Raw genomic sequence first — 12,440 nt, forward strand, 5'->3', positions numbered from 1 at the left:
TAGCCTGCCCGATTAGTTGCCTGCCCACAACTTCACAAGGTCACAACTTCACTCTTATTCGTTGACTTTGGCCACGTAGCCCATGCCCACGAGGGTATGGATGAGCTTGGGCGTGAAGTCTTTGTCGATTTTTTTGCGCAGGAAGTTGATGTACACGTCGATGACGTTGGAGCCGGTGTCGAAGGAGGTTTCCCAGACGTGCTCCAGAATGTCGACGCGCGACACGACGCGGCCCTGGTTGCGCAGCAGGTAGTGCAGCAGGGCAAACTCGCGGGCGGTGAGCTGAATGGGCTGTCCGGCGCGGGTGACGACTTTGCTGACGGGGTCCAGCGTGAGGTCGGCCAGGCGCAGCTGGGGCTGGGCGGGCTGCTCCTGCCGGCGGCGGGCCAGGGCCCGGATGCGGGCCAGCAGTTCTTGAAAAGCAAAGGGTTTGACGAGGTAGTCGTCGGCGCCGGCGTCGAGGCCGCGGATTTTATCGTCGGTTTCGCCCAGGGCGGTGAGCATCAGGATGGGCACCGCGGGGTCGTGGGCGCGCACCTGCCGGCACACTTCCAACCCGCTCAGGCCGGGCAGCAGCTGGTCGAGAATGATCAGGTCGTAGGAGGTGGAAAGGGCTTGGCGCAGGCCCAGCAGTCCGTCGGCAGCCACGTCCACGGCGTGGGTCTGCTCGCTCAGGCCTTTTTGTAGGAAGGAAGCCACTTTGGGCTCGTCTTCAACTAAGAGAATCTTCATACGCGCAAGGAATACGCAGCCGAAGGTAGGCAGTTGCCCGCGCATCCAAACCGCCCTAAGCAATTTAATACGGCTTTAACACCAAGCAAGCAACTCGACAGCAACAAAAACTATTACAAATAATTACCGGAATAAGTAAAAAATAACTTGACTCTTAAAGTTAAGTCCTATATGTTTAAGGAAAAATTACATCACTATGATTCTTCAACGCTTTTCTAGCTGATAGACCTCTTGAAGTAGGCGCCCGCGCCACTGGGGGCCTGCCTTTCGGATGTCCATCGGTATAAGCCAACCTCTCCACCACCATGGCTTACCCTTCCTGGATCAACCGCCTGCGACTGGCGGTGCTGTGCTTGCCGCTGCTGTGGCTGGCCGGCTGTATTTCGCAGCGCAAGCTGCCCTACCTGCAGGGCTCGACGTACTCGACCCGCACGCCCGTGACAGCCGTCAACGCGCCCCAACCCTACCGCCTGCAGCCCAACGACGTGCTTTCGGTGCGGGTGCAGAGCGTGCAGCCGGCTCTCAACGACATCTTCAACGTCACCGATTCGCGCAGCGTAATGGCCGGCGACCCGGGCAACATGTTCCTGGCCGGCTACAACGTGGATGCGGGCGGCACCATCAACCTGCCCACCGTGGGCAAGGTGAAGGTGCAGGGCCTGACCATCGACGAGGCGCAGGCGCTGGTGCAGCAGCAAGTGAGCCGCTTCGTGCGCGACGCCAACGTGCTGGTGAAGCTGCTCTCCTTCAAGATAACCGTGCTGGGGGAAGTGCGCAGTCCGGGCCGCTACTTCGTGTACAACGGGCAGGCCACCGTGCTGGAGGCCCTGGGCCTGGCCGGTGACCTGACCGAGTTTGGCAACCGTCAGAACATCAAGCTGATTCGACCCACGCCCCAGGGTAATGAGGTGGTGCTGCTGGACCTGACGGACCCGGCCCTGCTCACCTCGCCCTACTTCTACCTGCTGCCCAACGACGCGCTGTACGTGGAGCCGCTGGCGGCCCGCACCCGGCGCGCCAACGCCGGCAACCTCGCCCTGCTCTTCTCGGGCATCTCGGCGCTGGTGCTGATTCTGAACTACATCAAAATAACCAATTAGTCACGGCGGCCGGGCATGCTCCGCGCCGCCCGGCCGCTTTCGAAAATCTGCCCTGACTATGGAACCACGCACCTCTGCCTCCGACGAGCTTGACCTGCACCTGTTGTTTTTCAAGCTGCGGGCCCGCTGGCCCCTATTTCTGGTTGGGCTGGTGCTGGCCGGGGCATGCGCCTGGCTCTACCTGCAGACCAAAGCGCCGGTATACGACTTCCGGGCCACCATGCTGCTGGGCAATCAGAGCTCGGGCTCGAAGCGGGCCCAGGAGCTGCTGAACCTGCTGGAAGTCAAGGACCGCGGCATCAAGATGGAGGACGAAATCGGCCTCATCAGCTCGGCCGGCATGGTGCGCCAGGCCGTGCAGCGCCTGCCCGAGTTTCAGGTGAGCTACTACGCCGCCCCCGACAACTGGCTCAACAAAGTGCGCCTGCTGCAACTGCGGGAGCGGCCCCTGGGCTCGGTTCCCTTCCGCGTGGTGCCCGACGCGGCCGCGGCCCAGCTCAGCGGCCTGCGCGTGCAGGTGCAGCCGCTGCCCGGCGGCAAGTTTCGCCTCACGGCCCAGGCCAAGCGCGGGCAGCTCACCAGCCTGCCCACCGGCGAGCTGGTGCGCGAGGTCTTCGACGTGGACCTGGACCAAACCGTGGCCGCCGGCCAGCCCCTGCAGCACCCGCTGCTGAGCCTCACCATCGAGCCGGAACCCGGCGTGGCACCCGACCCGAAGGAACGGTACTACTTCACCCTCAACGACCTGGGCAGCGTGGCCGGCGACTACCAGGGCCGCCTGCAGGTGCGCTCCGTCGACCACGAGTCGCGCATCATCGAGCTGACAACCAAGGGCACGGTGCCGGCCAAGGAAAAGCAGTTTCTCGACACTTTGATGAGCGTATTCATCGCCGAGGACCTGCGCGAAAAGAACTTGACGGGCCAGAAAACGGTGGCCTTCCTCGACGGCGAAATCCGCAAGCTCAGCCAGGCCCGGCAGCAGTCGGCGGCGGCGCTGAGCACCTTTCGGGCCGCCCGCGGCGTGGTGGACGTGAATGCGCAGTCGACGGCGGGCATTCAGCAGACGGCCGGGCTGGAACTGGAACGCAGCCGCCTGACCTCGCAGCGCAGCTACTACCAGAACCTGCTGGCCCAGCTGCGCGCCGACCGCACCGTGACGGCCGCCTCGGCCGCCGGCGTGTCGGACGGGGTGCTCAGCTCCCTGATTCTGCAGCTGGCCGACCTCTCGAACCAGAAAGCCGGCTTGGTGGTGAATGCCAGCGTGAACAACCCGCTGGTGACGGTGCTCGATGAGCGCATCAAAACCACCAAAGCCTCGCTGGAGCAGAACCTGGCCAGCATGATCCGCAACATGGACATTCAGCTGGCCGACATGGGCGGGCAGCTGGGCAAGCTGCGGGCCGACATGAGCCGCATGCCCGAAAATGAGCGGGAACTGGCCGTGCTCAAGGGCAAATCGGACTTCAACGACAAGAACTACAACTTCCTGGTGGAGAAGCGGGCCGAAGCCGCCATTACGCTGGCCACCAACTCCACGGACAAGAAAGTCATCGACGCGGCCACCATGAGCGGGGCAGGCCCTTCGGCCCCGCGGCCCATGTTTGTGGGCCTGATAGCCATGCTGGCCGGCTTGCTCGGGCCGCTGGGCCTGGCGCTGTTGCTCGACAAGGCCAACCGCCGCATCCAGAGCAAGGAAGACCTGGTGCGCGTGACGGACATTCCGATGCTGGGCGTGGTGGCCCACGGCAACAAAGCCGAGCGGGCCGGCATGCTGCGCAACCCCAAAGGCCCCATTGCCGAGTCGTTCCGCTCCATCCGGGTCAACCTGCAGTACCTCTCGGCGGGCCTCGACAAGAAGGTGCTGGGCGTCACTTCGTCGGTACCGGGCGAGGGCAAAAGCTTCTGCGCGGTGAACCTGGCCGCGGAGCTGGCCCACTCGGGCCGCCGCGTGGCGCTGGTGGAAACCGACCTGCGCCGCCCCACCATTGCCGGCTACTTCGACCTGGACCGCGACGCGCCGGGCCTGGCCGCTTACCTGGCCAACCTGGAGCCGCTGGGCCGTTGCCTGCGCGCCTCGGGCATTGCCAACCTCGACGTGCTCATCTGCGGCAGCGTGCCGCCCAACCCCACCGAGCTGCTGGAAAGCCCGCGCATGGCCTCGCTGCTAGAGCAGCTGCGCGCCGAGTACGACTACGTGCTGCTCGACACCCCTCCGGTGGGCTACGTGTCGGAGTACTTCGTGCTGCTGCGCTACCTCGACGCGAACATCTACGTGGTGCGCCAGAACTACACCGACCGCTCGCTTATCACGCAGATCAACGAGCTGTACGCCGAGGGCAAAATCAAACACGTGTATATGATTATCAACGACATGCACTTCAACAAGACCTACGAATACCGCTACAAGAAAAACGCCTACGCCTACGGCTATAGTTAAGCGGCGGGGCGCCGACCACCGTCCCGCCACCCGCTTATCCCTGCCGCGCCGCCTATTCTCCACCCCTGCCCCCCGCGCGTATGGCTTCCTCTCCTACCCCAACCCCCGCCGACGAAACCCAAAGCCTGACCAAGGCCGCCGTCCACGGCGTGAAGTGGACCACCGCGGCCACGCTGACCACCTCCGTGCTGCAGGTGGGCTACACCGCCGTCATGGCGCGGCTGCTCACCCCGGAGGCCTTCGGGCTGGTAGCGCTGGCGGGCATCTTGCTGCGCTTCGGCTCCTACTTCGCCCAGATGGGCATGGAGCAGGCCATTATCCAGAAAGCCGAACTGACCGAGCGCGACGTGCGCGCCGCCTTTACCTGCTCGGTGGGGCTGAGCGCGGTGTTTGCCGGGCTGCTGATGCTGCTGGCCCCGGTGGGCGGGCACTTGCTGGAGCAGCCGGCCGTGGTGCCGGTGGTGCGCGCCATGGCGTGCGGGCTGGTCATGGTGGGGCTGCACGCCACCGCCATCAGCCTGCTGCGCCGGCAGATGCGCTTCCGCAGCTTGGCCACGGTGGAAGTCTTGGCCTTTGTGGTGGGCTACGCGGGCGTAGGCATTGTGCTGGCCTGGCGCGGCTACGGGGTCTGGAGCCTGGTGGGTGCCCAGCTGGCCCAGGCCACCGTGCTGACGGTGCTGGCCTACGCGGCCACCCGCCACGCCGTGCGTCCGCTCTTCGACTGGGCCACTTACCGCCCGCTGGTGCACTACGGCGGCTGGTCCTCGGTCATCAGCTTCTGCGAGTACATGACCGGCGAGCTGGACAAGCTCAGCATCAGCCGCCTGTGGGGCGCCGCCGCCGTGGGTTTGTACTCCCGCGCCTGGATGCTCATCGGCCTTCCGATTTACACGCTGTCCTCCAGCGTGGCGCGGGTGGCCCTGCCCTCCTTCAGCCAGGTGCAGCACGACCGGCCGCGGCTGCGGGCGGCCTACCTGCGCAGCTTGGTGCTCATCGGCAGCGTGATTCCGCCGGTGTGCCTGGGGGCCGCCGCCGCCGCCCCGGAAGTGGTGCAAGTGATGCTGGGGGCCAAGTGGCTCGACGCCGTGCCGGTGTTTCGGTTGGTGTGCGGGGTATTTGCCCTGAGCATGATGAATATGTTTGCCGCCACCGTGGCCGACGCCACGGCCACGCTCAGCCGCAAGTTCTGGCTGACACTGGCCCACGCCGGCGCATTGCTGGGCCTGTTCTGGCTGCTGCGCGGCTTCGGGCTGATCGGGGTGGCCGTGGGCGTGCTGCTGGGCGAGGTGCTGCGCACCGTCTTCTACGTGATACTGATGCGCCGCGTGCTCGACGTGGCCCCGCTGCGGGTGCTGGCCTGCTACGGGCCGGCCTTGCTGCTGAGCGCGGGCGTGGCCCTGAGCATTGCGGCCGTGGCCTGGCTCGGGCAGCAGGGGCACTGGCCGCTGGCCCTGCGCTTCGCGGCCGAGCTGGCCACCGGCGCCGTGAGCCTGGGCGGCCTGGCGTTGCTGCTGCCGCTGCGGGAACTGCAGACCGAAGTAGCCCGCCACCTGGGCCACCTGGAAGTGCCGGGCACCGCCGGGCTGCAGGCCTGGCTGGGCCGCCACCAGGCCGCCGCGGCGCGCGTATCCGATTCCACCGCTAGCGTGCTGGTGCCATGAAAATCAACCTGCGCTTCCTGGTGCTCGGCGTATTCGTGGCCATCCTTGTCACCGACCGGGGCTTCAACCAGCTGCTGTTCGAGCGCGAAGACGACCCGCTGCTCAACAAATACCACTACCTGCTGGTGGGCTTCTCGCTGGCGCTGAGCCTGCTGAATTTGCGCTACATGTCGGTGGGCATGCGGCGCTGGTTCTGGGCGGTGGTGGCCTCCTTGGGGCTGCTGGCGCTGGAGTCGTACCAGGGCTGGGGCACTTGGATGGTGTACCCGCACGTGTTCAGCAAGCTCACCGTGCTGCTGCACATCTTCGGGGCCTACGCCTACTACCGCCGCGTGGGCCAGCCGCCCTTCGGCCCGCTGGTGGTGCTGATTCTGCTTGGCCTGGGCATCAACCTCGCCTTTTTCAACAGCGACTCCCTGTCGCTCAACGCCTTTCTCAACAACGAGCGGGGCTTCGTGACCACCTCGGCCTACCTGTTCCTGGTGGTGGGCCTGCTGACGCTGAATTGGTTTTTGCAGCGCGGCCACCTGCTGTACGCCTGCCTCTTCTTCGTGTGCATGGCCATGATTGTGTTCTTGCAGCACCGCACGGTGTGGGTGAGCACGGCCGTGGCCCTGCCCCTGAACCTGCTGCTGCTGCGCCGGGTGCCGGGCGTGCGGTTTTCGCCCCAGCGCCTGCTCATCCTGGGCCTGCTGCCGACCCTGGTGGGCGGCGTGGGCGGGGTGGCAGCCATTCTGGACAACCCCAACGTCATCAAGCGCCTGGAAGCCAGCATCGAGGACATTCAGAACCCCGACAAGCAGGGCACCGGCAGCTGGCGCATGAAGCAGTACGAAGCCTACGAACCCGTCTTAAAGGAGCGGCCCGTGCTCGGCTGGCGCATCGAGGGCTTCGAGCTGCCGGTGCAGTTCTACAGCGACGAAACCGACGCGCCGATTTGGGAAAACTTCACCGGCCACCACTTTCACAGTTTTTACCTCGACCGCCTGTTCTACTTCGGCATCGTGGGCGTGCTGCTGGTGCTGCTGATGCCGATTTACGTGGTGGCGAAGCGCCTGCTCCAGCCCGGGCCCATTCCGGGCGAAACCGCGGCGCTGATGGCCAGCTGCGCCACCCTGGTGGTGTACGCCATTTCCTACGACTGGCCAGCCTACTACTACGCCCTGGTGGGCCTGATGCTGGCCGGCGTGCAAGCCTCGACCCCGGTGGCCGCCTCGGCCCGGCTGCGGCCGGCGGCCCGCGTCCTTCCGTCCCCGGAGCCGGCTCCGCCGGCGCTTACCTGCTAACGCCGCTGCTTGCTCCACCTCTTCTCCTTATTGTATGCGCATCCTCTGGCTGGCCCCGTTCCCCCATCCGCACCGGAGCACCACGCACCCCGCCCCTTGGCTCACCTCCCTGGCCCGCGCCCTCGTCACCCAGCCCGACCTCGAGCTGACCATCCTGAACTGGGATGAGCAGCAAACCGCGCCGGTCGAAGAGTTCGAGCACGACGGGCTGCGCTTCATCTTCCTGCGCACGCCCCGCAACCGGGCCGATATTCTGACACTCTACACCCGCCGCATTGCCCGCACCGCGGAGTTCCTGCGCCAGCACCACCACCGCTTCGACCTGATACACGTGCACGGCTCGGAGCTGCAGTACCAAGCCGCCGTGGCGGGTCTCGAGGTGCCCGTCCTGCTGTCGGTGCAGGGGCTGGTGTCGGAGTGCCTGCAGCGCCTGCCCGAGCGGCTGACCATGCGCCGGGCCCTCTGGACGCTGGCCAGCTACTACGAGCGGCGGCACCTGCCGGGCATCCACCATTTCTCCTGCCGCACCCACTGGGACAAGGCCTGCATCAACCGCCTGAGCCCGGGCGCCCACATTCACCACAACTGGGAGATGCTGCGGCCGGAATTTTTCCGGGCCCAGCGCCCCGCCCACACGTCCGCCACCCCGCAGATTCTGTTCATGGGCGGCACCCAGCGCATGAAGGGCTTCCGCGAGGCCATGCAGGCCTTTGATCTGGTGCGGAAGCAAGTGCCCGCCCGGATGGTGCTGGTCGGCGACTCCCACCCCGAAGAAATAACCCAGTATATCCGCCAAGCCGGGCTGCGCCACGTGCAGCCCGCCGACGTGGACTGCCGCGGCTACCAGAGCACCACCGAGCTGCTGCGGCTGTTCGGGCAGTCGTTCTGCCTGCTGCACCCTTCTTACATCGACAACAGCCCCAACAGCGTGTGCGAGGCCCAGGTGGCCGGCCTGCCGGTGGTGGCCTCCGACGTAGGCGGCGTCTCCTCGCTCATTGAGCACGAGCACACCGGCCTGCTCTCCGACCTCACGCCCGCCAACCTCGCCGCGCAGGTGCTGCGCCTGTACCAGGAGCCCGGCCTGGCCGGACGCCTCGCCGCCGCGGCCCAGGACGTCGCGCGCCGCCGCCACGACCCGGGCACCATTCTGGAGCGCACCCTCGCCATTTACCGCACGGTGCAACAGGCCCACGTGGGGCCCATGGCCCGGCCTCTTGCTTACGCCTAACTCTCCTCCGCCATGAATCCTTTGTTTCGTATCTGGGGCGTCCGCAAGGCCGTGCATTTGCTACTCAACGCCTGGTTCAACGCCCGCTACGCCCGCCGCCTCGGCAACGCGGTGCAGGTGTTTGGCCTGCCGCTGCTGGAAGTTGAGAACTGGCAGAACATCCGCATCGGGCGCGGCGCCTGGCTGATATCGGACTCGTTTTTCAGCCAGCCCGGCGTCAACCACCCGGTGATGATCCGGCTGATGAGCCCCGAAGCCCGGCTCACCATCGGCGACGATTTCGGCATCAGCGGCGGGGGCATCTGCGTGCAGACGGAGGTGCGCATCGGCCACGGCGTGATGATGGGCGCCAACGCCTTCGTGGCCGACACCGACTTTCACCCGCTGGGCACCGACAGCCGCCGCTTCAACTTCGACGGCATCCGCAGCCGGCCGGTGGTCATCGAAGACAACGTGTTCATCGGCATGAACAGCATCATTCTCAAGGGCGTCACCATCGGCCAGAACGCCGTCATCGGCGCGGGCAGCGTGGTCACGCGCGACGTGCCGGCTAACGAAATCTGGTCGGGCAACCCGGCCCGCTTCGTGCGCCGCCTCACGGCCGACGCGCCCCGCCCCGACGCCGCGCCAGAGCTATCTGTCGCGGGTGTGCCAGCCCCGGCCCTGCCCGCGGTGGCGGCGCCCCTTGCCTAAGTTCCTCCTTTCCTCTCTTCCATGACCGCCACGCCTACTGCCCCGTTTCCGACTTCGGTGCTGCTGCTGGTTTTCAACCGGCCCGAGCCCACGCGCCGCGTGCTCGACGCGCTGCGCGAGGTCCGGCCGGCCCGCCTCTACGTAGCCGCCGACGGCCCCCGCCCCCACCGCCCCGCCGACGCGGCCCTCTGCCAGCAGGTGCGCGAGCTGGTGCGCGCGGCCGTCGACTGGCCCTGCGAGCTGCACACGCTCTACCAGGACGTGAACCTGAACTGCGGCGTGGGGCCGGCCACGGCCATCAGCTGGTTTTTCGGCCACGAGTCGGAGGGCATCATCCTCGAAGACGACTGCGTGCCCGCCCCGGAGTTCTTCCCGTTTTGCCAGGAGCTGCTGGCCCGCTACCGCCACGACACCCGCGTGATGCACATCGGCGGCAACAACTTCGCCCGCGAAGCCGCCCGCCCCCTGCCCGCCGGCGCCGACTCCTACTACTTCTCGGGACAGGTCAACAGCTGGGGCTGGGCCACCTGGCGCCGCGCCTGGCACCTGTTCGACTTTCACCTGCGCCTCTGGCCCGAGCTGGCGCGGCGCGGCCAGCTGCAGCAGCTGTACCCCTCGGCCCTGGAGCGGCGCTACTGGCTGCCCAAGTTTGCCGCCCTGCACGCCGCCCCCGCGCCGCCCGACATCTGGGACTACCAGTGGCATTTCGCCGTGGCCGCCCATTCGGGTCTGTGCATCGTGCCGGCCGTGAACCTGGTGCGCAACATCGGCTTCGGCGCCGACGCCACCCACACCTTCGACGCGGGCGACGCCCACGCCGACGTGCCCACGGCCGCGCTGCCCTGGCCCCTCCGCCACCCGCCGGCCGTGCTCCGCGACCGGGCCCGGGACCGGCGCCGCTTCCGCGCATTCATGCTGGAGCGCGTGGCGGCCCAGGTGCAGCGCCTGCTGCGCCGCCTGCTGCCCGGCGCCGAACAGCCCGCCCTCCCGGCCCCCCCCGCGGTGGCGCCCCTGCCGCCCGCCGCGGCCCCGCAGTTGACTTCCTCCGCCATCCAACTTGCCCGCTCATGAATGTGCTGCTCTCGGCGTATGCCTGCAACCCGCGCCACGGCGGCGAAAGTGGCAACGGCTTTCACTGGGCCTGGGAACACGCCCAGCAGGGCCACCAAGTGTGGTGCCTAGTAAGCACTTTCGAACGCGAGGACCTGGACTCCTACCTGGCCGAGCACGCCCACGACCCGGTGGCCCAGCGCCTGCACGTGGTGTATGTGAGCGTGGCGGCCTGGGTGCTGTTTCTCTACCGCTGGCAGTTCGGCGTGTACCTGCACTACCTCGTGTGGCAGCACCAAGCCCTGCGCCAAGCCCGCCTGCTCGAGCGCGAAGTCAACTTCGACCTGGTGCACCACGCCACCTACGGCAGCCTGCAGATGGGCTCCGAGCTCTGGCGCCTGGGCAAGCCGCTGATTTTCGGGCCCGTGGGCGGGGGGCAGCGGGCCCCCAAAGCCTTCCGCCGCTACATGCCCGGCTGGTTCAAGACCGAAACCATGCGCGACGCCATCGGCTGGCTGCTGATGACGCTGAGCCCCAACGCCCGCCAAACCCTGCGCCACGCCGCGCTGGTGCTGGCCGGCAACCGCGAAACGGCCGACTTGGCCCGCCGCCTCGGCGCCCGCCGCGTCGAGCTGTTTCTCGACACGGGCCTGCCGGAGTCGTTTTACGGCCGGCAGTACGCGGAGCGCGCGGCCGGCCCCGAGCTGCGCCTGCTCTGGCTGGCCCGTCTCTACCCGCGCAAGGCCCTGCCGCTGGTGCTCGAAGCCCTGGCCCAGGTAGCGCCGGGGGTCCGGTTTCACCTCACCGTCATCGGCGACGGGCCGCTGGGGCCCCTGGTGCCCGGCTGGATAGCCAAGTACGGCCTGACCGACCGCGTAACCTGGCGCGGCGAAGTGCCCTGGCCGCTGATTCAGGGCGAAATGCTGGCCCACGACGTGTTTCTGTTCGGCAGCCTGCGCGACTCTTTTGCCTCGCAGTTTCTCGAAGCCATGGCCTGCGGCCTGCCCATCATCACCCTGAACCACCAGGGCGCGCGCGACTTTATCCCAGATTCGGCCGCCATCAAAGTGCCCGTCACCACGCCCGAGGCCACCTCGGCCGCCCTGGCGCGGGCCGTGGAGCAACTGGCCGCCGCGCCCCGGCGCCGCGCCGCCATGGGCCGCGCCGCCTACGAATATGCCCTGACCCAAACCTGGCCCGCCCGCGCCGCCCGGTTCCGGGCCCTGCTCGGCCCGCTGGCCCTGCGGCAACCCCTGACCGCGCCCGTGGCCCTGCCCACGCCGGCGGCCCCCGCGCAGCCGGCCGTGCTGGCCGCCGGCTGAGCCGGCTCTTCCCGTTCCACCTTACCTGCTTACCGATGCTGTATATCGTCATTCCGGTGTTCAACCGCCTGGCGTACACCCGGGCCTGCCTCGACGCACTGCGCGGCCAGACCGCCCAGCAGTTCCGTACGGTGGTCGTCGACGACGGCTCCACCGACGGCACCGCCGAGGTGCTGGCCCGCGAATACCCCGAAGTCATCGTCGTGCCCGGCAATGGGCAGCTGTTCTGGACGGCCGGCGTCAACGCCGGGCTGCGCCGGGCCCTGGCCGAAGGCGCCGACCGCCTCATGACCATGAACAACGATGTGGTGGCCGCGCCCGACTTCGTGGCCCGCATGCTGCACTGGGCCGAGCGCTACCCCGACGCGCTGCTCGGCGCCCTGGAGCTGGACGTGCACACCGGGCAGCCGGTGTACGGCGGCGAGCAGTTCAGCTGGCTCACCCACCGCAGCGAGGACTTGCTGACCAAGCTCAGCCCGCCTCAGCGCCGCGGCCTGCATCCCGTCACCTACCTGCCGGGCCGCGGCCTGCTCATTCCGGCCCAGGTGGTAGCCGCCATCGGCCTGTTCGACGAAAAGCGCCTGCCCCACTACCTGGCCGATTACGACTACACCAGCGTGGCGCGCCGCCACGGCTTCCCGGTGTACCTGAACTACGACGCGCACCTGCTCACCTACCCCGACGAGAGCGGGCAGGAGCAAACCCGCAAGCAGCGCAGCCTGCGCGGCTACTACCAGCACCTGTTCGGCATCCGCGGCGGGGGCAACCTGGTCAATTTCACGCACTTCGCCCTGAAGAACTGCCCGCCGCTGCTGCTGCCCTCCTTTCTGCTCAACGGCTACGTGCGCCGCCTCGGCGGTTATTTCCTGCACTGAGTTACCTCGTTACAACACCGGAGAAGAACGTCATGTCGAGCGAAGTCGAGACATCT

The 12,440-nt window shown here is 67.4% G+C and carries 10 protein-coding genes; 9 read left to right on the plus strand and 1 reads right to left on the minus strand.

Annotation, left to right across the window (positions count from 1 at the left end):
- Window positions 1–54: 54 nt before the first annotated feature.
- The gene (locus LJ737_RS14810) at window positions 55–732 is read right to left on the minus strand and encodes a response regulator (protein WP_227767037.1); all 678 of its coding nucleotides are present in this window, start codon (window positions 730–732) and stop codon (window positions 55–57) included.
- Between the two features lie 305 nt (window positions 733–1,037).
- Here LJ737_RS14810 and LJ737_RS14815 point away from each other — a divergent pair, with 305 nt between their 5' ends.
- The 9 genes from LJ737_RS14815 (at window position 1,038) to LJ737_RS14855 (ending at window position 12,384) form a co-directional block, all read left to right on the plus strand.
- Entirely contained in the window at window positions 1,038–1,832 is a 795-nt protein-coding gene (locus tag LJ737_RS14815) for a polysaccharide biosynthesis/export family protein (protein ID WP_227767040.1), read from the plus strand.
- 58 nt (window positions 1,833–1,890) lie between these two features.
- Window positions 1,891–4,269 (plus strand): polysaccharide biosynthesis tyrosine autokinase, encoded by a 2,379-nt coding sequence (locus LJ737_RS14820; RefSeq protein ID WP_227767042.1) that lies wholly within the window; start codon window positions 1,891–1,893, stop codon window positions 4,267–4,269.
- Between the two features lie 80 nt (window positions 4,270–4,349).
- The gene (locus LJ737_RS14825) at window positions 4,350–5,930 is read left to right on the plus strand and encodes a lipopolysaccharide biosynthesis protein (protein WP_227767043.1); all 1,581 of its coding nucleotides are present in this window, start codon (window positions 4,350–4,352) and stop codon (window positions 5,928–5,930) included.
- Window positions 5,927–7,216: an O-antigen ligase family protein gene (locus LJ737_RS14830; RefSeq protein ID WP_227767047.1), complete on the plus strand. Its 1,290-nt coding sequence runs from the start codon at window positions 5,927–5,929 to the stop codon at window positions 7,214–7,216. Before LJ737_RS14825 ends, LJ737_RS14830 begins: the two co-directional genes overlap by 4 nt.
- A 34-nt stretch (window positions 7,217–7,250) precedes the next feature.
- Window positions 7,251–8,444, plus strand: a complete 1,194-nt coding sequence (locus tag LJ737_RS14835) for a glycosyltransferase family 4 protein (RefSeq protein WP_227767050.1) — start codon at window positions 7,251–7,253, stop codon at window positions 8,442–8,444.
- Window positions 8,445–8,456: 12 nt separating this feature from the next.
- On the plus strand, window positions 8,457–9,137 hold the full coding sequence (locus tag LJ737_RS27145) for an acyltransferase (RefSeq protein ID WP_317206654.1): 681 nt from the start codon (window positions 8,457–8,459) through the stop codon (window positions 9,135–9,137).
- Between the two features lie 21 nt (window positions 9,138–9,158).
- On the plus strand, window positions 9,159–10,208 hold the full coding sequence (locus tag LJ737_RS14845) for a nucleotide-diphospho-sugar transferase (RefSeq protein WP_227767052.1): 1,050 nt from the start codon (window positions 9,159–9,161) through the stop codon (window positions 10,206–10,208).
- The gene (locus LJ737_RS14850) at window positions 10,205–11,509 is read left to right on the plus strand and encodes a glycosyltransferase family 4 protein (RefSeq protein WP_227767056.1); all 1,305 of its coding nucleotides are present in this window, start codon (window positions 10,205–10,207) and stop codon (window positions 11,507–11,509) included. The genes LJ737_RS14845 and LJ737_RS14850 overlap by 4 nt, the downstream gene beginning before the upstream one ends.
- A gap of 35 nt (window positions 11,510–11,544) precedes the next feature.
- The gene (locus LJ737_RS14855) at window positions 11,545–12,384 is read left to right on the plus strand and encodes a glycosyltransferase family 2 protein (protein WP_227767059.1); all 840 of its coding nucleotides are present in this window, start codon (window positions 11,545–11,547) and stop codon (window positions 12,382–12,384) included.
- Window positions 12,385–12,440 lie beyond the last annotated feature (56 nt).

Origin of the sequence: Hymenobacter sp. 15J16-1T3B, assembly GCF_020711235.1 — a bacterium.
GTDB lineage: Bacteria > Bacteroidota > Bacteroidia > Cytophagales > Hymenobacteraceae > Solirubrum.